This window comes from Cryomorphaceae bacterium 1068, assembly GCA_027214385.1.
Lineage (GTDB): Bacteria > Bacteroidota > Bacteroidia > Flavobacteriales_D > Cryomorphaceae > JAKVAV01.
In genome coordinates, this window is the sequence record JAPVXR010000003.1 from 316,728 (window position 1) to 340,678 (window position 23,951).

Annotated in this window: 12 protein-coding genes; 6 read left to right on the forward strand and 6 right to left on the reverse strand. The window is 44.4% G+C overall.

Features of this window, described 5'->3' with window-relative positions:
* Nucleotides 1–16: 16 nt before the first annotated feature.
* On the reverse strand, nucleotides 17–1,930 hold the full coding sequence (locus O3Q51_06445) for a RecQ family ATP-dependent DNA helicase (GenBank protein ID MCZ4408438.1): 1,914 nt from the start codon (nucleotides 1,928–1,930) through the stop codon (nucleotides 17–19).
* Between the two features lie 213 nt (nucleotides 1,931–2,143).
* Here O3Q51_06445 and O3Q51_06450 point away from each other — a divergent pair, with 213 nt between their 5' ends.
* The gene (locus O3Q51_06450; protein MCZ4408439.1) at nucleotides 2,144–3,211 is read left to right on the forward strand and encodes a branched-chain amino acid aminotransferase; all 1,068 of its coding nucleotides are present in this window, start codon (nucleotides 2,144–2,146) and stop codon (nucleotides 3,209–3,211) included.
* A 78-nt stretch (nucleotides 3,212–3,289) separates the two neighbouring features.
* On the opposite strand, the gene O3Q51_06455 is transcribed toward O3Q51_06450, so the two are convergent.
* Together O3Q51_06455 and clpB are read right to left on the reverse strand one after the other, a co-directional pair.
* On the reverse strand, nucleotides 3,290–3,787 hold the full coding sequence (locus O3Q51_06455; GenBank protein MCZ4408440.1) for a histidine phosphatase family protein: 498 nt from the start codon (nucleotides 3,785–3,787) through the stop codon (nucleotides 3,290–3,292).
* Between the two features lie 71 nt (nucleotides 3,788–3,858).
* A complete protein-coding gene (gene clpB / locus O3Q51_06460) occupies nucleotides 3,859–6,480 on the reverse strand; it encodes an ATP-dependent chaperone ClpB (GenBank protein MCZ4408441.1) in 2,622 nt (873 codons plus the stop codon).
* A 169-nt stretch (nucleotides 6,481–6,649) separates the two neighbouring features.
* Here clpB and O3Q51_06465 point away from each other — a divergent pair, with 169 nt between their 5' ends.
* Complete coding sequence (locus tag O3Q51_06465) at nucleotides 6,650–10,888, forward strand: gliding motility-associated C-terminal domain-containing protein (protein MCZ4408442.1); 4,239 nt, start codon at nucleotides 6,650–6,652, stop codon at nucleotides 10,886–10,888.
* A gap of 188 nt (nucleotides 10,889–11,076) precedes the next feature.
* Nucleotides 11,077–15,303, forward strand: coding sequence for a gliding motility-associated C-terminal domain-containing protein (locus O3Q51_06470; protein MCZ4408443.1), 4,227 nt, complete (start codon nucleotides 11,077–11,079; stop codon nucleotides 15,301–15,303).
* A gap of 2 nt (nucleotides 15,304–15,305) precedes the next feature.
* On the opposite strand, the gene O3Q51_06475 is transcribed toward O3Q51_06470, so the two are convergent.
* Nucleotides 15,306–15,569 (reverse strand): YciI family protein, encoded by a 264-nt coding sequence (locus O3Q51_06475; protein ID MCZ4408444.1) that lies wholly within the window; start codon nucleotides 15,567–15,569, stop codon nucleotides 15,306–15,308.
* A 9-nt stretch (nucleotides 15,570–15,578) separates the two neighbouring features.
* Complete coding sequence (locus O3Q51_06480; protein ID MCZ4408445.1) at nucleotides 15,579–15,755, reverse strand: hypothetical protein; 177 nt, start codon at nucleotides 15,753–15,755, stop codon at nucleotides 15,579–15,581.
* Between the two features lie 179 nt (nucleotides 15,756–15,934).
* Between O3Q51_06480 and O3Q51_06485 the strand changes: the two genes are divergently transcribed.
* Nucleotides 15,935–18,655 (forward strand): cation-transporting P-type ATPase, encoded by a 2,721-nt coding sequence (locus O3Q51_06485; GenBank protein MCZ4408446.1) that lies wholly within the window; start codon nucleotides 15,935–15,937, stop codon nucleotides 18,653–18,655.
* Between the two features lie 102 nt (nucleotides 18,656–18,757).
* On the opposite strand, the gene O3Q51_06490 is transcribed toward O3Q51_06485, so the two are convergent.
* On the reverse strand, nucleotides 18,758–20,986 hold the full coding sequence (locus tag O3Q51_06490; protein MCZ4408447.1) for a helix-turn-helix domain-containing protein: 2,229 nt from the start codon (nucleotides 20,984–20,986) through the stop codon (nucleotides 18,758–18,760).
* 43 nt (nucleotides 20,987–21,029) lie between these two features.
* Between O3Q51_06490 and O3Q51_06495 the strand changes: the two genes are divergently transcribed.
* Nucleotides 21,030–21,659 carry a hypothetical protein gene (locus O3Q51_06495; GenBank protein MCZ4408448.1) on the forward strand — a complete coding sequence of 210 codons (630 nt, stop codon included), beginning with the start codon at nucleotides 21,030–21,032 and terminating at the stop codon, nucleotides 21,657–21,659.
* A 149-nt stretch (nucleotides 21,660–21,808) separates the two neighbouring features.
* On the forward strand, nucleotides 21,809–23,944 hold the full coding sequence (locus tag O3Q51_06500; GenBank protein MCZ4408449.1) for a TonB-dependent receptor: 2,136 nt from the start codon (nucleotides 21,809–21,811) through the stop codon (nucleotides 23,942–23,944).
* Nucleotides 23,945–23,951: the final 7 nt, after the last annotated feature.

Genomic DNA, 23,951 nt, shown 5'->3' on the forward strand with positions numbered 1-23,951 from the left:
GGCAAAGGTAATTGGATTATTGCGAAAGCAGCGTCACGACATTCTCGTGATTAATATCGATTTCACGGTTATCAGACATCCAGCGCAAGGTATTGGAAACGTCAATGGATTTTAACCCCGGAAGCCGAGAAAGATAGGCCAGTGATCGGGGCTCTTCAATGATTTCTTTTTTCAATTTGAGGTATATAGAAGAGTTTGCTCCAACCAGATCGAATGCCTTCTTTTTTGCCAGACACACATCGCATTGACCGCAATCTGTGGCGGTATAATCGTCGAAATATGCCACCAATTGTCTGCTGCGGCAGATTACATCATTTTCCGTGTAACGTAAGACAGCCCTCATTTTGTCTTCGAGCCTCTGCTTGTGCTTCTTGAGCCGAACTTCATCGAGATTCAGTTGATCAACTTTGGGGCGTTCTTTGGGAAAAGTGATAAATGGCAGGTCTGTGTGGGGCTGATAGGTCAAAACCTTCATTTCCGCAAGATACTCGATCATTTTTCGAACATCTCCGTAGTTAGATTTTGTCCTTTTGGCCAAAGCCAATTCATCAATTCGGACCGGATGGTCGAACAGACCTTCATATGAGCGTAACAAAACTCGAATGATCGGCTCAAACTTGGGATGCCCGATTTCGAAGCTGTAGAGCTCCTTCGTATTCTGAATAAACTGAACTTTGGAGGGATTGTAAACCGCATCAGACAAAGTGATTCGCTCCTCGTATTCGAGGATTTTCAGGCAGTGCAGAGTTTTGGCGGGAGAGAGGTCGTATCTTTTGGCGAAAGCCTTTAAGTCAAAAGGAACATTGTCCGACATGACGGATCCTGCGGCCAATTGGAAGAAGTTTACCAAAGCACGATAAACTTGTTTAACGTCTTCCTTTTTTGGAATTTGAGACTCAACTCTTTCCTGCAAAACTTGACGATCGTTTTCATTGACCAAACAAATGGCATACGCCTGGTTCCCATCGCGTCCGGCGCGACCTGCCTCCTGAAAATAAGCCTCTAGCCCTGGCGGTAAGTCGAGGTGAATCACAAATCGTACATCAGGCTTATCGATTCCCATACCAAAGGCATTGGTGGCAACAACTACTTGAGCCTTATTGGCGATCCAAAGATCTTGGGTGTCTTGACGCTCTTTACTCGATAATCCGCCATGGTAGGGTAATGCTCCGATACCATTGGCCCTCAGCAAATGAGATTGCCGCACAGTTTCTCGTCGAGTACCAACGTAAACTATACCGCTGCCACCAAGGTTCTTAATGGCTCCGATCATTCGGTTGAGTTTATGATTCTCCTCCAGAACCACATAAACAAGGTTATCTCTGACAAAACTCTTTTTGAATACCGCCGGACTTCTCAATTCGAGCTTCTCGGCAATATCAGAAATGACCTCTGCAGTAGCAGTAGCTGTAAGTGCTATGAATGGGGTGTTTTTAGGTAATAGCTCTCGAATTTGGGCTATTTCCCGATAAGGTGGTCGAAAATCATGCCCCCATTCAGAGATGCAATGCGCCTCATCAATGGCTACCATTGACACCTTCATTTTTTGGAGCCGAGCTAGGAACAGATCCGTCTTTAGCCTTTCGGGAGAGAGGTAGAGAAACTTTAGTCCGCCATGAACGGCATTATCCATGGTGATATCGATTTCTCTTGGAGATTGAGCGCTGGTAAGCGCGGCCGCAGTAATCCCTCTTTTTCGGAGATTTTGAACCTGATCCCGCATCAAAGCAATAAGCGGGGAGATGACGAGGCAAACTCCTTCCATAGCCATGGCGGGTACTTGAAAGCAAATGGACTTGCCTCCACCAGTTGGTAGCAAAGCCAATGTATCCTCGCCACTGTATATAGATTGGATAATTTCCTCTTGTAGAGGTCTGAAGCTTTGATGTCCCCAGTATTTCTTTAGTATGTAGAGTATTTCCTTTTCCAAATCTATTCTTCTCCGGAAAACAAAATAACAAATATTGACGTTTGGAACGCGATTAATCTTTCGACCCTATGATAAGATTAACGTGCTTAGGTTCAAAGCAAACAGTGGGCAGAAGCTTAAAGTGTCGAAGACACACTTTGCTGATTGTTAATCGTTTCTGCTTTGAACACACCTTGAAAATAGCTATTTTTGCAGTCCAATTGAAGACATAAAATGATCGATACACAGACCATAAAAATTCAGAAAACTACTCAGAGTAAACTAGATACCACAGATTTTAAGAACTTAAAATTCGGTCAAACATTTTCAGATCACATGTTTGTGATGGATTATGTAGACGGAAAATGGCAACAGCCTACCATCATGCCTTTTCAGAATATGACCATGTCGCCCGCTTCTTTGGTGATTCACTACGGTCAGAGCATTTTTGAAGGGCTGAAAGCTTTCAAGAATGAAGATGGGCGCTACGGACTATTCCGCCCTGACTTGAATATCAAAAGGATGAACAAATCAGCGGTGCGAATGTGTATGCCTGAGATTCCTGAGAATATTTTTATGGACGCTCTGAATGAGCTTGTCCGACTAGAGAACGAATGGATACCGACATTGGAGCTTTCTTCTCTATACTTGCGCCCGGTGCTTTTTGCCATCGATGAATACATTGGCGTCAAGGCTAGTCAGAGCTACCGCTTTATGATTTTGGCAGCACCGGTAAATGCATACTATGTAAAGCCCGTAAGAATCAAAATTGAAAGGGAATTTACTCGCGCTGCTAAAGGAGGAACCGGCTACGCTAAGACTGCAGGAAATTATGCAGGCTCTTTATACCCTGCAAAATTGGCCAACGATCAAGGCTACGACCAACTCCTATGGACAGACGCAAAAGAGCACGCTTACATTGAAGAAAGCGGCACGATGAACGTTATGTTCGTTATTGATGGGAAATTGATCACACCTGAGCTTGGAGAAACAATTCTTGACGGGGTAACACGCCGAAGTGCTTTGCAATTGGCAAGAGATTGGGGAGTGGAAGTAGAGGAGAGAAGAGTCTCTGTAGCGGAACTTCAAGAAGCCATGAAAAGCGATACATTAGAAGAAGCTTTTGGATGTGGAACAGCCGCGACCATAGCACATATCGAAGCAATTGCTGATGGAGACAAAGTATATCAGTTGCCTAAAGTTGAAGACCGTAAATTGTCTAATCGACTGATGAAATACTTCGTAGATCTTAAAAAATTCAGAATTGACGATCCGCACGAATGGATGATCGAATTATCATAGTACCACCTACAACTCGAATGCAAAAAGCGCCCTGAGAAATCGGGGCGCTTTTTTTAAGAAAATCAGGATATCTAGTTGCTAAAATTCCTTTTTGGGATAATCGAAAAAGACCAACTGACCTGTTCCTTTAGAGATTTCTTCCCAAGAGTCTGCATTAGAAAATTCAACTTTCGCAATTCCACAAGTAGGAATGTTTCCAAGAGATTCATTCGTCAAGTACTCCACGACATCGGTAATTCCTGGATTGTGAGCAAAGAGAATAATGGAGCCGTAACTGTTGTCTGTTTCTGAAATAGAATGCAAAAAGTCTCGAACAGAAGGGAGATATAGCCTGTCTACTTCGACGATGTTTTCCAAATCATAACCAAATTCCTTTGACATGATTCGCGCCGTGCTAATGGCTCGATTGGCAGGACTACTGACGAAGAGTTCTATGTTTTCTTCTCGAACTGTCAGACGTTTGCCCATTTTTGGTGCATCGCGTAAACCGCGAGTATTTAAAGGACGATCATAATCACTAAGTCCCTCATTGGACCAGTCGGACTTTGCGTGACGGTTGAAGTAGATGGTTTTCATATTCCCAAAAATACGAAAGCCGGCCTATGATTTAATTCACGAGCCGACTTTCGATTGCTTGTTGGTATTAATTATGAAATCAGTTTTTCCAATTCTTCTTTCAGTGGTTTCCGAAAGACGACCTCTCCGTCGAATACATCCATCACAATTGGTTCTTCCCGATCAATCGTACCAGCCAAGAGTTGCTTGCTCAAAGTGTTCAATACCTCTTTCTGAATAAGTCGCTTCACAGGTCTAGCTCCAAACTGAGGGTCAAAACCTTTTTCCGCGATATACTCCATAGCTTCTTTTGAGGCCGTGAGATCGATTCCCATATGCTCCATTTTTGCCGAGAGAAGATCAATTTGAAGCTTAACGATCTCCAAAATATCCTTCCTGTTGAGTGGCTTGAACATAATTATCTCATCTATTCTGTTTAAGAACTCAGGTCGCATGGAAGCCTTGAGCATTTCAAAAACCTCCATCTTGGTCTTTTCTTGCGTCTTCTCATCCATTTTTCCTTTTGCTTCGTCAAATCGCTGCTGAATGATATCAGATCCCGTATTAGAAGTCATAATGATGATGGTGTTCTTAAAGTTCACCTTTCTTCCTTTGTTATCGGTCAATACACCATCATCCAATACTTGTAGCAGCACGTTAAACACATCGGGGTGAGCTTTCTCAATCTCATCTAGAAGTACTACACTGTAGGGTTTTCTTCTAACCGCTTCGGTAAGCTGTCCGCCCTCATCGTACCCTACATATCCCGGAGGAGCTCCCACCAATCGACTCACGCTGTGCCGCTCTTGGTATTCGCTCATATCGATTCGCGTCATGGCATGCTCGTCGTTAAAGAGGTATTCGCTTAAGGCTTTTGCCAATTCGGTTTTACCAACACCGGTTGTTCCCATAAAAATAAAGGATCCAATAGGGCGCTTCTCATCTTGCAGTCCCGAGCGAGACCTTCTAACTGCATCGGAGACGGCTTCTACCGCTTCTTCCTGACCAACAACTCTTTCGTGCAAATGGTCTTCGAGATTCAGCAGCTTCTCGCGTTCGCTTTCAAGCATCTTTGTCACGGGAATTCCCGTCCAGCGGCTCACCACGTCAGCAATTTCTTCTTCGTCTACTTCCTCCTTGATCATCTTAGAATTGGACTGTTCATCGATCAATAGCTTTCTCGATTCTTCCAGCCTCTCTTCGGCTTCTTTCAGCTTTCCGTATCGAATTTCGGCTACCTCTCCGTAATTACCTTCTCGCTCCGCTCTCTCGGCCTCAAACTTAAGTTGCTCAATATTTTCCTTCTCCTGTTGTATGGCTTCCACCAATCCTTTCTCAGCTTCCCATTTGGCTTTGAGCTGGTCTCGTTTCTCATTAAGATTGGCCAATTCTTCGCCTAAGCCTTTCAGCTTAAATTGATCTTTCTCTCTTTTTATCGCTTCTCGTTCAATTTCGAGCTGCATGATTCTTCTTTCGATCTCATCGAGCTCTTCAGGCTTGGAATTGATCTCCATTCTGAGCTTTGAAGCAGCCTCGTCAATCAAGTCGATGGCTTTATCCGGCAAGAATCGATCAGTAATGTAGCGCTGCGAAAGCTCTACGGCTGATATGATTGCAGAATCTTTGATCCGCACTTTATGATGCGCCTCGTACTTTTCTTTGATCCCTCGTAATATCGAAATCGCCGATTCACGATCAGGTTCATTCACGATTACTTTTTGGAACCGTCGCTCCAAGGCTTTGTCTTTTTCAAAGAACTTCTGGTACTCATTAAGCGTAGTCGCACCCACCGCTCTCAGCTCTCCACGGGCCAAAGCAGGCTTCAAAATGTTTGCAGCATCCATTGCACCTTCGCCACCTCCGGCACCTACAAGGGTGTGAATCTCATCAATGAAAAGGATAATTTGTCCTTCGGCCTTGGTGACTTCATTCACCACAGCTTTGAGTCTCTCTTCAAATTCCCCCTTGTATTTCGCACCCGCTATTAGTGCAGCCATGTCCAAGCTATAAACAATTTTGTCCTTCAAGTTTTCAGGTACATCGCCACTCACAATTCGGTGGGCGATTCCTTCTACGATGGCTGTTTTACCCGTTCCTGGCTCACCTACTAATATAGGATTGTTTTTGGTCCGCCTGGTCAAAATTTGCAACACCCGACGTATCTCTTCATCTCTACCGATTACAGGGTCGAGCTTACCATTTTGAACCAAATCGTTCAGATTCTTGGCGTATTTATCCAAAGAATTGTATGTGTCTTCCTGACTCGCTGACGTTACCTTTTCACCTTTTCGGAGTTCAAGAATGCCTTGTTTCAAAGCCTTTCTTGTAATGCCCATATCCTTGAGCATTTGAGCCGTCGAGTCCTTACCATCGAGAATGGCAAGTAATAGGTGTTCCAACGAAACGAATTCGTCTCCGAATTCCTTAAGGTATGTAAAGGAGCGATTCACTGCTTCAGTAGCCGATCGACTCAACTGAACTTGTCCGCCACTCACTTTTGGAAATGATTCAATTTGTTTGTCCAGCGCCTGTTCTAAAAGGTCTGTATTAACTGAAAGTTTCTTAAGTAAATAAGGGATTACGTTTTTATCTGCATCGAGCATCACCCTTAATAGGTGTGCAGTTTCGATGCTTTGCTGTCCCTTTTCCGTCACAAGTTGCTGAGCATCTTGGATGGCTTGCTGGGACTTGATTGTCATTTTTTGAAAGTCCATAACTGATTAATTATGTTTTCTTGTCGTCAAATCTTGAGCCGTTTCGATTTTTCTCATAAAAGCGGAAAAAATGGCAGTAGGAAGCCAATGATTCGGACAAAATGACTGTGCTATGAGGCCGCTTTGTTTATGATAATTTCTTAGCTTCAAAGCACCAAAACGACCAATAGTGAGACCAATTGTACTAACCCTTGTTACCCTCTTCCTTTGTCAATCAACCTTTAGTCAAACCTTCTGGGCAAAAAGGCAAGCGGGTGGAAATGTAGATGAAACACTCGGAGTAGCCAGTGATAATGAAGGCAACTCATATTCAACAGGCTATTTCAGCACAACCGCAGATATAAATGGAGAAAACCTGAATGTTCAGGGTCTCACCGATGTATTTGTATCCAAGGTTTCACTAGGTGGATTTACCGAATGGTCTGTATCATTTGGGGGAAACCAGTCAGACAGAGGCCTTGGTATAGCTGTGGATAAATTAGGCAACATCCTCGTTTGCGGGTTTTATACGGGGAATATAGACTTCGGGAATGGTGTAACTCTAACTTCCAATGGCGGACAAGATGCTTTTGTCTTAAAGCTGGATCAAAACGGAGAAGTTCTTTGGGCCAAAGGCGGCGGAAGCAATCAAAATTCAGATCGCGCAAATGCAGTTGCTGCTGATTCTCTGGGAAATGTACTAATCACCGGTCAATTCTCAGGAGAAGCCATTTTTGATTCCTTCAACCTCAATACCATCGACGGTTCAATAGACGCATTCATTGTTAAATATGATGCAGACGGAAATGAAATATGGGCAAAACAAGGCACTGGTGAGAGTCTTGACAGAGGAATGGGAATAGCCACCGATAGTGAAGGTGCGGTTTACACAACGGGACAATTTAGCGGTGACATTAATTTTGATAATACCTATGACAACAATGTTCTGAATGCAGTCTTCCTGATAAAGCACTCGGCTGAAGGAGTTGAGCAGTGGTTTCGAATGGCGGGAGGGACTGAAGAGTCTGTGGGTTATGGCATTACTTCGGACGGAGAAAACGTATATGTAACGGGAGATTATGGAGAAAGCATTAGCATTCTGGGAAATGGGATACCTATTACTATTGAGTCAGGATTTTCAGAGTCAGTCTTTATAATGGCTTTCTCACCTCAAGGGGATCACTTGTGGTCTGCTTCGGCTGGCAGCGAAAGCTTGGTTTCGTCCAGGGCTATATCACAACGCGATGGTGAACTGAGTATCGCAGGTTATTACCGTTGCACGTTTGAATCTTACAGCCAAGAATATGGATCCGGAACGTTCAATTCCATAGGCTTTGAAGATGCATTTACAGCTCGCTACTCATCTGAGAACGGTGATTTTTTATGGTCGAGAAATTTTGGTTCGCAGAGTGACGAGCAAGCGCTTGCTGTTTCAATTTTAACGGATGGTTATGAAGTTGTAGGTGGCGTTTTCAAAGATGCTCTGGTATTGCCCTCGGCGGGCTTTATTTTTGGAACCAACCTCAGCCAGGTGGGAAATATTTCGAATCAAGAAATATGTGGAGATCTGTCTTATGGGTCATTTTACAGACTTAGTGGAAATTCAGAGCAAGATGGATTTCTGGTAAAAGTGCTCACCGAAAACAGGTCCCCGTACGACTTTTTTCTACGTGAGCCATCTACAGTCTGCGACCCCACAGTAATGAACCCATGTATTTTTGAATTAACTTCTCCCAATAATGATGTTTTTAACTGTCAGGATACCATTACGGTATGCCCCGAAAAATCGCTGGGCTTCTCATCACTGACATACTCCAATGAAATAGCATTCGATTACGACTATAATTGGAACAACCCTAATGGCTTGTCCAATAGTCAGGTAACCAGTGAAGGAGTGTTTTCGTTGGAAATCGAGAGTGAAGATGGTTGCTACACGTATATGGATGAAATCTATGTAACGCTTGCTCCTGCTGTTGAAGCCGGATTGATATCAGACGACATTGTGGTTAATAATGAGGCATTGGATACTGAACTTATTGAATTTTGTGAGGGGGATAGCGTCCTGATTTGGGCTACATATCCCGATACACTCTCGGGTACTTGGACTGCTTGGAGTCTAGACAATATTGAAGAAGAAGACACACTGACCGTTTTTGCTGATGATCTATTCAACCTTATCGTAACCAATGAATTTGGATGTTCATCTTTAAACCAAGTGGAAGTAGAGGTAATACCTGTGGTGGAGGAATTAGGTGTAGATATCTTTTTCCCTTATGAATCTGATACGGTTAGTATTTGTGACGGCGAGACCTTTGGTAGTATAGCGGCAATGGCTCTTATCGAAGGGACAGATGATTTGCATCCTGACGATGGATATATTCAAAATTGGACGGTGAATTTAGGTGCGAGTATTGGTTCAGGTAGTTCGAATACTAACATTGGTCCGATTCAAGATGGTTGGCACATAGTCACTCATTCAGTCCAACCTATTCTGAATCAATGCAACGAGTTTCCATTCTTATACACTGATATTGATTCTATTTATGTAGAAGTCCTTCCCAGTCCCGAAGTTTCTATTTCCGTTTCAGGCCCGTCTGAATTATGTCCAGGGGATACAATCGTTTTACAATTGGATTATACAGGGACTGTAGGTATTACTAATTTGGTTGCAGAGAATTTCACCGACAGTGTCTACATTGACTCTCCCGGATTCTATTCATTCTGGACAGACTCCATTGCTCCAAATGGCTGCACGGGTAGTGCTAGCACAAACCAACAGGTTTCATTTATTTCAAGTCCACAAATATTTACAGATCCTCCGAACGCTGTAATCTGTCCGGGCGATAGTGTGCAGATTTTATCTGACAACGAAGGCTCCTTTCTTTGGCAAGGACCGCTTGGGTCAATTGATGGCGAGAATAGCTTGTGGGTAGAAGAGTCAGGGCTGTACTTTGCAGAAGTCACGCTGTATGAAGGATGTGTGTTGGTATCCAACACCTTACAACTCACAGAATATGCAACTCCTTTTCTCTATGCTGAAGACGAGACTGTTTGCATGGGTGGTAGTACCGATATCTGGGTTTTTTCGAATAGCTTAGAAACAATAGAATGGCTTCCTCCATTATCTGGTGGGGATAGTATCGTCACAGTATTTGATCCTGGGATTTATTCAGTCACTGTGACGGGTTGCGATATTACTACCGATATCAGTATTGAAATCGAATCTTTAGAACCCGAAGTATTCATTGCTCTCGCCGATTCTACTCCGGTATGCACAGGCGATAGTATTCTGGTATCTGCAACTGAAGGTTTTGAAGAGTATGAATGGAGCCCTGTGGGACAAGAACAGTCTCAATGGTTTGAAGATGAAGGTTCTGTTTTTGTTACTGCTTTCACCGATGAGGGCTGTCAAGCTGTTTCCAACACGCTTGAACTAACATTCGAACCAATTCCACCTGATCCGACGTTTCAATTCGAACTGCCTTGTGAAGGAGAGCCCATGGAAATCCTTGTGTCGTCTGACCTCGAAGTCAATGTGCTAAATGACCTCGGAGGTTTTGTCATTTCAAATGACTCCATACAAGAGATAGAGCAGCTATGGAACGATACCACCTTATACGTCTTTCTAGCTTCACCTTATTGCAATGGAGACACAGTAGCTTTAGACCTTTCCCCCAAGCCTTATCCGGATGAGCCGATTCCATTGACAGATGCTCCTGTTTGTACGGGAACAGATCTTACTTTGGAAGTATTAAATGCTGAGGCAGATGTTATATATACGTGGCTTACGCCAAACGGAGATATGCTCCAAGGAGGAGAGTTAATAACATATGGAATTTACGATCTCTCCCAAGAGGGCGCATATCTGGCATACGCCGATTTAGAAGGCTGTTTGAGCGATACGGTTGGAATCGATGTGAATCTTTTTGAAACCAGACAGGTGGACCTTCCGCCTGATACTTCGCTGTGTTTCATAGAAGATTTCTTTATTGAGGCCGACACAATCTTCGCCTCATACTTGTGGTCAGACAATAGCACTGATTCTATTTTCTACCCATCCGAAGATAATCCGGGTCAAATATTTCTTGTTGCTACCGATTTTAATGGTTGTGAATCGGTAGACTTTGTAACGGTGAATTTCATTAATTGCTTAGTGGTTGTACCCAATATTATCACGCCAAACGGAGATGGGATAAATGACTTATGGATCATTGAGCTGGATCAACCACAATTCTATCAGGTCATCGTCTATAACCGTTCAGGGAGAAAAGTGTATCAAGGAAACGATCCCACAGCAGGCTGGGATGGTACAAACTCACACTCAGGAGAGCCTTGCCCCGAAGGGACATATTTCTATGTGTTACAAGTAAATGATTTTGAAGGTAGACTAATAGAAGAGCAAGGAAGTCTGACAATTTTGAGAGATTAGACCGAAACAAGGTTCTTTTCTTCAACTATTTACGAAAAGGAACGTCTTAGCTTTGAGAATTGAGCCAATCAATAATTGACTATTACGACCGATACTTATCTTGCCGAAAATTCAATAGAATTGAAGAAATGCAGTTAAATGAGTTGTTCATGATGCAAATTCAAAAGAGTCCTAATCCCTAAACCCTAGTGAAAAACCTAATCGTTCTAATCATCTTCACGCTTTCCTTTCAGGGGGCTTTTTCCCAGTCTTTTTGGGCAAAAAAACAGGCAGGCGGAAATGTAGACGAGACCTTGGATATTGCAAGCGACGGACTAGGAAACTCTTATTCAACGGGCTATTTCAGCTCTTCAGCTCAGATCAACGAAACAACTTATTCGGTTCAGGGACTTACAGATATATTCGTAACAAAAGTCTCTTCAAATGGTGTCAATCTTTGGTCCGAGTCCTTTGGCGGAAGCCAATCAGATCGGGGGTTAGGGGTAGCAGTCGATGGAGTTGGTAATGTATTGGTTTGCGGTTTCTACACCGGTAGCATTAATTTTGGCAATGGCGTTTCTTTAACTTCCAATGGTGGGCAAGATGCGTTTGTATTAAAGCTCGATGCCAACGGAAATGCCATTTGGGCTAGAACAGGAGGAAGCTCAGGCAACTCGGACAGAGCCAACGCTGTAGCAGTAGATGGTTCGGGAAACGTAATCATCACAGGACAGTTTTCTGGGGCTGCCGATTTTGGTGCATTCACGCTCGATGCCACTGATGGTACCAATGATGCCTTTATCCTTAAGTACGATAGCAACGGAAATGAGCAGTGGGCAAAGCAAGGCACAGGTGAAGCACTCGATCGAGGCTTGGGAATAACCACTGACAATTCAGGGGCTGTGTATGCAACGGGACAATTCAGTGGCGACATCAGCTTTGATAATAGCTACTCCAATACCATTCAAAATGCCATTTTTCTCATCAAGTATTCCTCAGCCGGGAATGAAGAATGGTTTCGATGGGGTGGGGGAAGCGAGGAAAGTATTTCCTACGACATTGCCTCAGATGGAAATTCGGTTTTTCTAACGGGAGATTTCGGTACAACTTTGAACTTTTTCGGAACCGGATCTACAGTTACCCTCACTTCGGGATTTTCCAGTTCCGTATTTCTATTGAGTATTTCAGGATCGGGAGGTTTCTCTTGGGGTGAGGCTGCGGGTAGCAATAGCAATGTTTCTTCACGCGGAATCGATTTCTCATCGGGAAATATCGCCATAGCGGGATGGTTCGAATGCACTTTCGATTCTTACAGCGACGAATATGGCGAAGCTGCATTTAATTCTCTCGGATCAAAAGATGCATTTGCGGCCATTTATTCGTCGTCGGGATCATTCCAATGGGCCCGAAACTTTGGCGCGGGATCTGATGAGCAATGCAATTCGATAACTCTCTTGCCCGATGGTTTCGTGGTAGTAGCAGGATCTAATGGAGGCAGCGGATTAATCGTTCCCGTAACAAACGCTCCGGTAAACGGAATGTCCGATTTGATCGATAATGAGAATTCAGGAATAAATTATTGCGGAGATTCGAACTACGGAAACTACCGCTCATTGGAGGGTTCAGGAGGTTTGGATGGTTTTGTTCTCAAGGCTATAGACCCTTCGAGAAGACCAATGGATTTCTATCAGCGTTCGGGTGGTGGGTGCGACCTGACCATTCCTGACGCGTGTATTTATCTGAATTCCTCACCGTCTGTTCCCGAGCCATGTCCTGAAAGCACAATAGCGTGTCCGCCATATGCCATCACAGCTTCAAACTACTCATTAACGGGAATCACTTTCGCCGAAAATTACCAATGGAGCTTCTCAGGTTCCACGGGAGTTGTGTCTTTGGTAACTTCAGCGGCCAGCGAAAGTGTGACCATTACTTCCCAAGACGGATGTTACTCTGTTTCAGCTGATATTGAAGTAGATGTTTACCCCGAGCCTGTGCTACCTTTAATAACAGATAGTGAAGGAGTGAATAACTCGGCATCGTTGACAACACCTGTTTTTGTGTGCCCTGGAGAGACTGTTGTCATTTCTGCCGAATTTCCTGACGACTACTCTTTTCAATGGTCGGGTGGACAGTTTGGGGCCAACCCTGTTTTTACTGAAGAAATTTCAGTCACCGAAGAAGGCGCATACTTCATCTCTGTTACTACTCCTGACGGTTGCAGCACGTTTAATGTGATCAGCGTTATATTCTACGATATTCCTGTAGACACTCCCCCCTTGATTGCATTTCCTCTTTCAAATGATACCATTCAGCTTTGCGATGGAGGCTCCTTTCCTGTTAACCTCTTAGATTCCCTTACCGCTGATCCTTATCCAACTCAACAATACCAAATAACATGGTCCGTGACGCCGGGTACGATTATCGGTACATCAGGGTCAGCCACTGTTACTCCTGAAGAGGCAGGCTGGTATGTGGTAACTGTTGAGTTAATCTCTCAGGAGAATCCTTGTACAGATGAGATACTCACCCAATTTACCTCAGATTCGATCTATGTGGAAGTTGTTCCGGTTCCTGAGGCCTCCATTGAAATCATGGGGCCCGAGTTCTTCTGCCCGGGAGATACATTGGTGTTCTTTCTCGAATATGACGGGCTTTTAACTTTCGAAGATTTTGAACCTGTAGAAAATTTTGGAGATAGTATTTATGTTGCTGCTCCCGGGTTTTATCAAATCACTGCAACCGCGACAAATGAATTCGGATGTTCTGATTTGGCAACAGATTTTATATTGGTTCAAGAAGTTCAAACGCCCGAAATATTCACCAATCCCGAAGAGGCCGTAGTTTGCCCCGGCGATAGCGTTCAGATAATAACTACTAGTCCGGGGTCTATTACATGGCAAGGCCCATCAGGAACCTTCGAAGGGCAGTCAGACATTTATGTGCAAGAACCAGGACTCTATTTCGCAGAAGTTGAATTTTATGAAGGATGCGGACTTGTGTCCAATACCATTGAGGTATCTGAATTTGCCACTCCCTTTTTGGATGGATCCAATGCGGTTCTTTGCCCAGGTGGCGAAGTCGATATAAGTATTGTTAGTTCCTCATTAGATGCCATCGAGTGGCAAGCGCCCTTTTCGGGAAGTGATACCGTACAGACGGTCACAGAACCTGGAATCTACTCTGTAATAGTGACGGGATGTGATGTGGAGATTGAACTTTTCATAGAAGTAGAATTAACGGAATACAGCGTAGATATTGAAGTGATAGACCCTGAACCGACCTGCGACGGCGATAGTATTCTGATAGCCGCTACACCTGGTCTGGAAACCTACCAGTGGTTTCCCGAAGGGAGCGAAGAGGAGGAGTGGTTTACCGAAAATGGAACTGTTTTCGTTGTGGGCATAGACGAATACGGATGTGAATTGGCTTCGAATCAAATCGAAATCAATTTTGAAGAAGTTCCACCATTGCCCACCTTCGACTTTACACCTGTTTGTGAAGGAGAGCCTTTTACGATAGAAGTGAATTCAAATCTTCAAATCAACTTTTTGGAAAGCGCTGATGGAGAGATCATCTCAAATGAAAGCACCGTTTTCATCTCCGAATTTTTAAGTGATACCACCTTTTACGTATACCTCAATACGGAACTTTGTGATGGACCAATTGACTCAATTACCGTTGGACCAAAGCCATTTCCCGAAGAACCAATCATAGCAACTGACGCACCCGTTTGTACCGGAGAAAGCTTATCCCTCGAAGTGCTCAATGCGGCTGGCGGCGTAGATTACGTCTGGCTTACACCAACGGGTGACGTCTTGCAAGGCGATATAGTTTCTTACAGCATATCAGCATTGGATCAAGAAGGGGAGTACCTGGCTTACGCCAATCTGGAAGACTGCATTAGTGATACCGCAGGGATCGATGTCAGCCTGTTTGAAACGCGACAAGTCAATCTTCCTCCTGATACGTCATTGTGTTATCGACCCGATTTCATCGTCGCTCCCGATACCCTCTTTGATAGCTACCAGTGGTCTGATGGTACCAATGATTCTATTTACAATCCGGAGCTCGAATCGTCACTGATGGTAAGCTTAGTCGCTACGGATTTCAACGGTTGTCGATCGGTTGATATTATCATTATTCAATTTGCCGATTGCACCATCCAAATTCCTAATGTAATTACACCCAATGGCGACGGATTAAACGATGAATGGATCATCGGACTTGATCAGCCCTTGTTTTTTGAGGTGGTCGTTTACAACCGCTGGGGAAGAATCGTTTACGAGAGTAAAGACTTTACGACTTATTGGGACGGCACGAATGACAAGTCAGGAGAACTCTGCTCCGAAGGAGTTTACTTCTACATCATTCGAGTAAATGATTTTGAAGGGCGAGCTTTTGAGCAGCAGGGAAATTTGACCTTGTTTAGAGACTAATTTTAAGGTCTGGTTTTCTCAATTTTTTCGTAATTTTCAAGATAGGTGGGGAGTGCCGCCGAACCGTACCAAGGAATAATTTCCGTTTCGAAGACTCCTGCTGCAATGGACGGGTCAGTGCTTAGTAGTTCTTCTGCTTCTTCCGTAGTAGCAGCATTTAGGATAAACAGACCGCGGTATTTCAAGTCGTTTTCTCCAAAAGGACCTGCAACTGAGAGCATATTTTGTTCCGCCAGTCGAGTAATATTATCGAGATGACCACGCATCAAAACTGCCTAAGAGTCTTTATCAGTTACCTGATTTGTGCCTGTTTTGAGGATTACCAAACTATACATTTTCATCCCGTAATCGTCGGCACCGAGTTGCTTCGCAAGATCGGCATCGTAGTTCGGGTTTTGGGCTGAAAGATCGAAAATCAATAAAAGTGAAAATAAAAGTATAGTCGTTTTCATAGAGGTAAAGTTGGTGGTCTTGCCGTGATCATTTTTTTGAAAAAAGATCGGGTATGTTGTTCTAACTATTTGATCAAGGATCGGCTTTGCTTCTTATTTCCTAAATTTCGGAATAACCATTCATTGATAAAATTCAATTCAGGAAGAGAAAAAAAGAGAAAAGAAAATCGATGGTGAAATTGAATACAAATCACAAAGTACGCAGTTTGAACTGGCACACTCTTGCTAGTAAGGAAATTGCAGACCACCTGAAGACTGATTTGAGTAATGGTCTTTCCAAGGAGGAAGCCAAATCTCGCCTCGAACAATACGGTGAAAATCGCATAACCACCAAAAAACGACAAAGCGATTTGGTCCGTTTTATACTGCAGTTCAATCAACCGTTGATTTATATCCTTTTAGGTGCAACTTTGGTTACGCTTTTGCTGAAAGAATATCCGGATGCAGCCGTCATCTTTGCCGTGGTCCTGGTCAACTCCATTATTGGCTACATCCAAGAAACCCGAGCATTGAAGGCTATCGACTCCCTTTCAAAGAGCATGAGTACCACAGCTACGGTAGTCCGAGATGGGAAATCATCCGTAGTGAACAGTATAAATTTGGTTCCGGGAGATATCGTGAAGGTGCAACCCGGAGATAAAATGCCTGCTGACCTGCGCTTGGTATCGATCAAAAACTTACAGGTCGATGAATCTGCGCTTACGGGCGAATCGGTAGCCACGGAAAAGAGTATTGAAACAGTCGCTGAGGATGCCATTCTCGGTGATCGTCTTAATATGGGTTTCGCTACAACAGTTGTTACTTATGGCACAGGTAGAGGCATTGTGATCAGCACGGGTGATCGCACTGAGGTCGGAGAGATAAACAAAACCATCGCCTCGACCAAAGAGCTCGATACTCCATTAACCCTGAAAATCAAAAACTTCAGCCATACTTTGTTGTGGATAATTTTGAGTCTTGCCTTTATTATCCTTGCGGTAGCGTATTTGCGCGGTGAAGATTTGGCCGAAGCTTTTATGGTTGCGGTGGCGTTGATGGTGGGGGCTATACCTGAAGGTCTTCCCGCTGCAGTGACCATTATGCTCGCCATCGGTGTGGGTAAAATGGCGAAAAAGCAAGCAATAATTCGCAAACTCGTAGCTGTAGAAACCTTGGGGAGTACCAACGTCATCTGTTCTGACAAAACGGGAACCCTCACCGAAAATCAAATGACGGTTCAAAAGATATTGGCGGGAGGCGACCATTTTGATGTAACAGGAATAGGGTACAAGCCAGAAGGAAAAGTTCTTTTTGAAGGTGAGGAAGTTACCCTTTCAAAAAAACCCGCCATTCATCTTTTACTGAGGGCCAGTGTATTATGCAATCACAGCCGTATTGTGGAAGAGAATGGCAGATGGGTTGCTGAAGGAGATCCTACGGAGGCAGCTCTGATTAGCGCCGCGGAAAAAACGGGTATCAAAGACCACTACATCGACCGATATTTCCCATTGATCGACGAGATTCCCTTTCAATCGGAATACCAGTATATGGCCACTTTGCATCGGCACGATGAGAATCTCCTTTTCATGAAAGGTTCCGTGGAAGCAATCTTGCGCTCTTCCGACTACATGATGGATCCTGAAGGGCATCATATAAAAATTGATGAGCCCATATTGCGAAAAAAAGCTGAGCAATGGGCTGCTGAGGGTCTACGAGTTTTGGCATTTGCATACAAGACCTTTGATTCCGAAAAAGAAGATGTAGACCACGAAGATGTAGCTGAGGAAATGGTTTTTATCGGTCTTCAAGGAATGATCGACCCGCCGAGAAAGGAGGCTATTGAAGCTGTAGCGCTTTGTCAACAAGCGGGCATTCACGTCAAGATGATCACCGGCGACCATGCTTTGACCGCAGCTACTATCGCAGATCAATTGGGGGTTGAAGGAAAAAAGAAAGGTGGCAAGCTGCAAGCCTTGACCGGGGTGGAACTCGGGAAACTTTCGGAAAATGAAATGGAGAAAATGGCCAATGATTTTTCAGTATTCGCCAGAGTGAGTCCTGACCAAAAACTAAGATTGGTAAAAGCCCTCCAGGCCACCGATAAGGTGGTAGCCATGACGGGCGACGGTGTAAACGATGGCCCCGCTCTGAAGCAAGCAGACATCGGGGTAGCCATGGGAATCATGGGCACGGAAGTAGCAAAAGATGCTTCAGATATGGTTTTGACAGATGACAATTTCGCATCTATCGAAGCCGCAGTGGAGGAGGGGCGGGGAGTTCTGGATAACCTGACAAAGTTCATTGTTTGGACCCTCCCAACCAATTTGGGCGAAGCACTGGTCATCCTCGCCAGCATAATATTTTCCACCAGACTACCACTGGCTCCTGTTCAGATTTTGTGGATCAATATGACCACTGCAGTTTTATTGGGCTTGATGTTGGCCTTTGAACCCAAGGAGCCGGGCATAATGGATAGGCCTCCTGTTCCATCTCGGAGACCCATTCTTTCCTTTCCTTTGATAATGCGGACGCTCCTCGTAGGCTCCTTGATCACTTTGGCTGCCTTTCTCTTGTTTCAATATGAACTTATGATAGGGTCTGAATTTGCAGAAGCGCAAACGGTTGCTGCCACGGTATTTGTTGCCATGGAAACATTTTACCTGTTCAATTGCCGCTCTTTGCGTAGGTCGGTTAGAGAAATCGGTTTGTTTTCAAACATGTGGGTGTACTATGGGGCGTTCGCCATGCTGGGTCTACAGCTCATTTTCATTCATGCACCGTTTATGAATGCATTATTCTATTCAGCTCCCATTAGTCTGGACTCTTGGTTAAGAATAATGGCCGCCGGAGTGGGGCTTTTCATCATCGTTTATTTGGAAAAAGCCATTCGAAAAAGACTGACCGGCACCGAAGAGTACTGACCTGTGTAACAGGCTCATTTCAATCTTATACTGAGTTGGGACGTTTATCGTGAAAGCGAAAGACTGAAATCTTACATTCATTGAGGGCTTATAAAGGACTATTCAATCTTCACTTTTCTCTATCTGGAGCGAATTGACCACCATTCTGATATGGTGGTACTGGTACTCCCCGTCAAGAGCGCGATGTACCGCAGAGGTTCCGCCTGAGCCGTATTCGATCAAAGCCTCACGAATTTTGGCAATATCCTCAGTTCCCATGTATTTATCCAGTTTGAGCACACCTTCTTTAATTCCATTCGCCACGTGTGTCCAGATGGTTGATTCAGCCAACGATCGCTTAATGGCAATTTGCGCAGGTGTCAATCCATCTTTTAGCAAGCGATAAGTTTCCTGATAGGTTGCACCCTTTTTTGCAGGTTTCTTTTTTTCCTTTCGGGAAGCATCTTTAATGGGGTTCTTTCCCAACTCAAGCTTCACCTTTTCCAAAATTTTCTCTCTGCGCGCTTTCTTCAGGGCATCGTACTTTTCTGTATCCAGCGACATTTGATTTTGCAAAATCCCTTCAGCGATGGGCTTGGCAAGCCAAAGCTTGGTGATCTGATTCATCAAAGTGTGATCAATCTCTTCTGCCAGTCTCAGGTAGGTAACCGTCTTTGACAGACCTCTTACAAACTCCAAATGCTTCAAGAGATTCTCCAACTCGTCAAACAGCTTATTGCGGTAGTATTGAGTACCTTTCTCAATACGGTCGAGTAGCTTCTCATTATCACCTGCAGTCACCAATTGGTGCAATTGCCGCCTGAACTTAATGGTATTCTCTTTTTCGGCTTCAACAGCGCGCTTGATACTGACAAGTGTGGTGTTCATCTCGGGATCGGAAAACCGACCTTTATCGCCAGCCTTGTTCAAGACATAATCTACTCGTTTTGGAATCTCATCAAAATTAAAAGTCTCATCCAAACTTTCGATGAGATAGACTTGACGACCTCTTTCGAGAATTTCTTCCGGTGGTGCTTGTGCTTCTTTTCGCTCAGCGAATCGGGTCACTTGATGATCTCCCGATATAGCTCCTGAATGAATCTTCGTTCGCAAAAACAGTCCCTCCAAACTTCTTAAACGCGATAAGGCCACGTATACCTGACCAGGTGCGAATGCTCGCCCTACGTCGATAACGGCTTGATCAAAGGTCAATCCTTGGCTCTTGTGTACCGTTACCGCCCAGGCGTATTTCAGCGGGAAATGTGAGAAATTACCCAAAACTTCTTCCTGAAGTTCGTTGTCGGAATTGACCGTAAATTTCGAGTTCGTCCAGCTCATTCGTTCCACTTCGATCTCGCGGTCTTCATCGTCAAGATCTACTTTGATCGAGTCGTTTGTCAATTCTGTCACCGTTGCTAACTTCCCGTTGTAGAAGAGATTGCTGACGTTATCATTTTTGATAAACATGACCCGTGCACCCACTTTGAGTTCCATCTTTTCGGCAATGGGGTAAAGCTTTTCGGGAAAATCCTTTTCAATCTCTGCTTCATAAACAAATGACTTCCCCTTGAGTGATTCGAGTTCGCCTTGGTTGATTTTATCAGCTTGGGCGTTATGCGTACAAAGCGTGATTGCCTTTTCGGGCGGCTCTTTCCCGTAGTGCCGATTCAAGGCAGCGATATCAGCTTCAGTACTTTTGTTGGTTCGGAGTCTATTCAGAATCTCAATAAATGATTGATCCTCTTGTCGAAAAACCTTGTCCAACTCCAGATAAACGAAGCCTGACTTTTTCAAAGCAGTAGATTCAAAGAAGTGAATTGAAGAGTAGAACTTCTGTAGGACACTCCATTCCCTGTCACGCACAATTGGCGGAAGCTGGAAAAGATCACCAATCAGTAGTAGCTGAACTCCACCAAATGGTTTTCTATAATTACCTCTCGCCGCTCTGAGTCTGTAGTCCAGTGCGTCGAGAATATCGGCTCGTAGCATGCTCACCTCGTCAATAACCAATAAATCAATCTCGCGAAGGACTTTCTTCCGATCCGAATTAAGCGGGTTTTTTCTAGCGAGGATAGAGTTATTAAAGAACGCTCCCCAATCTGCTTGGACAGTCTCATCAGGTACGTAGGAGCCAAGCGGCAGCAGAAACTGCGAGTGAATGGTAACACCGCCTGCATTTAGCGCGGCAATGCCCGTAGGAGCTACTACAATAAAGCGCTTATGTGTTTTTTCACTAAGACTTTTGAGGAAAGTTGTCTTTCCCGTCCCTGCTTTTCCCGTAAGGAATACATGCTGAGAGGTAGAGTTGATAAACCTGGCGGCTAGCGTTGCGATGTCGTCACTTGTACTCATAGCTTCAATAGATGCAGAAAAATACTCATTTTTGAGGTTGGTTATGCTCACGAAGAACCGAATAATATTTCTTGTCTATTTCGCTCAGCTTGGATTTCTTTTAGGAACTGAGCCTTTGACCTATTTGATGGTGGCCTACCTCACCGCCGAATTTGCAGCAATCATCTTGGTTTTCACTTTTTATAAAATGAGACATGATGGCAACTATATTACTCATATGCTCAATATTCCAGGAGGTGCACTTTTCGTTTTTCTATTCTGTATCATAGCCTACTATCTGGGAGTCGCTGTTGAAGAAATCCCTGAACCCATTAGAGGTCAAGAGGCAAATGTCAATCCCTTGGAGCCTTTCATCGATAATTTTATCCCGATATCATTCACTTTCATTGGCGTGCTTGCAGCGCTTTTGGCGGAAGTCTTGCAAATGGAGAAGATAAAACAAATGGAGTTTCTGGATCGAGAATTCAGGCTGCAGACACTCACGGTGCTGGGAGTGATCGCAGTAGGTCTTTTTTCGTCTGCTCTTTATCAACTCGACTATCGAATCCCCATCATCGCTATGGGATTGGCCCGCTTAGGAATGGAAACCTATTCCACGAAAAAACACCTGAAGCTCAAAAAGGTGATTTCAGAAAAAATGAATCAAGCAAAAAGTCAATTAAACGTTCGTTGAGACGCTTATCAAAGTATTGTTTCCTTTCTTCTTATTCCCCTTTACCGACTGCTCTAAACCCCTCACGTAGATTCATCGATTGAATAAGTAGATTCGGTCAGTCTCTTTTTCATTGCCCCTTGGTTCGCGGCATATTCGTATCGGATTTAATGCCAACGACCATGCGACTGCTTTCCATCATATTCGTTTTTATAGCTCTCCCAACTTGGGCACAGATACAGGTTTCGGGAACAGTACGCGACTCCAAAAGCGAAAGCATTCCCGGGGTGAACGTTTGGATCAAAGATTCTTTCGACGGTGCCTCAACCAATGCCGTTGGAGAGTTCTCGTTCGAAACGGAAGCGGCTGATAGCCTTGTTCTCATACTTTCATCCGTTGGTTTTCACCAAACTGAAATCACGCTCAAGGAGACAACCAATTTGACCATCACTTTAAAAACTTTGGTGAACGAACTAAATGCTGTATCCATTACAGCCGGTACCATTGAAGTAAATGAAAAAGCGACATCGGTTGTGATGAAACCTCTCGATATTCTTACCACCGCAGGAGCACTTGGCGATATCACGGGCGCCTTAGCGACATTGCCCGGGACAGCTACTGTGGGAAATGACGGGAGACTTTTCGTAAGAGGGGGAGACGCCTCCGAAACAGCTATCTTTTTTGACGGGCTTCGAGTTGGAAACGCCTATGGCTCAACCACGGGAAATGTGCCAACTAGAAACCGATTCAGCCCCGTACTATTTAAAGGAACTTTCTTCAGCACTGGTGGCTACTCGGCTGAGTTTGGCGACGCACTTTCATCGGTATTGGCACTGGAAACGGTTGATCGACCGGTTAGAAACCAGAGCGACTTTTCGTTTATGAGTGTCGGAGCGACTGCCTCGTCCACTTTTGTGGGAGAGAAGCAATCGGTTACCGCACAGGGAGGCTATATCAACTTGGCTCCATACCAAAACGTGGTGGAGCAAAACTTCGATTGGGACAAGGCTCCTGAGACGATAGATGGTCAGGTGATTTATCGACACGATCTCGGGAAAGACGGAATCATCAAGGGTTTTGTAATGGGATCGAAAAGCGAAATGGCGCTTTATCAGCAAAAAGTCGGATCTGAAGACCAAGGGAACAGGCTGGGAGTGGAGAACACCTTCGGCTTCGGAAATGCAACGTATGAGCTGCCGCTCAATGACAAATGGCTCCTTGAAGGAGGAACATCGCTTAGCCTCAATAGAGATCACTATGATTTGGATACGGCCTCATTTGATATAGACAACAACTTATTGCATGTAAAGCAGAAGGCTACACATTACCTCACTGAATCTTTTAAGGTGAAAATCGGTGCCGAAGTTTTCTTTCTTGAATATGCCGAGACCATCGTAGAACTCAATGCCGAAAGAGGTTTTGAGGAGTTACGCTCTTCAGCATGGACTGAAGCTGAGTGGTACATCAACCCTAACTGGACCGTGAGGGGTGGACTACGCGGATCAAATTTCAGCGAAAGCGATATAAGTCGAGTAGAACCAAGATTGGCAGCTGCCTATCAGCCATATGAACATGGAACCATATCGATAGCAGCGGGAAGGTTCAGTCAGCCACAAGCCAGTAGCAATCGTGTGATGGCTCCGGGCATCGACCCGTCAAAGGCGGATCATATTCAATTGAGCTTCCAGCACGCTACTCAAAAGAGAACATTGCGCGCTGAAGCTTACTACAAGGATTACAACGATTTCGCCACCATCGAAGCTGAAGGCATTCAAGCCGCAGGAGATGGATACGCCAGAGGTTTTGATCTCTTTTACCGCGAGCAATCACTGATCAAGAATGCCGACTTCTGGTTGACTTACAGTTATGTGGATAGCAAGCGACGCTTCAACGGTTTTGAGACCCAGGTAAGACCAAACTACGCTCCACAACACAACTTCAGCGCTGTGATGAAGTATTGGATTGCAGACTTGAAATCACAAGTAGGAGGAACTTTTAGCTGGAATAGCGGGCACCCTTACGACAGCCCGAACAGAGCAGGGGAGATGGAGTCACTTTCTCCAGACTATGCTTCGCTTTCATTGAATTGGAGCTACCTCTTTCGACAGAATTTGATCATACACGCTTCAGTGAGTAACGTAACGGGGCGCGAAAATGTCTTCGGATATCGCTACGCGAATGAGCCCAATGAAAACGGGTTTTACGAACGAGAACCCAATGGTCAAGCCGCTCCATTCTTTGCTTTCATTGGTGTGTTTTGGACTCTTTCATCAGATAAATCAGCAAATCAACTAAACAACTTATAAACTCTAA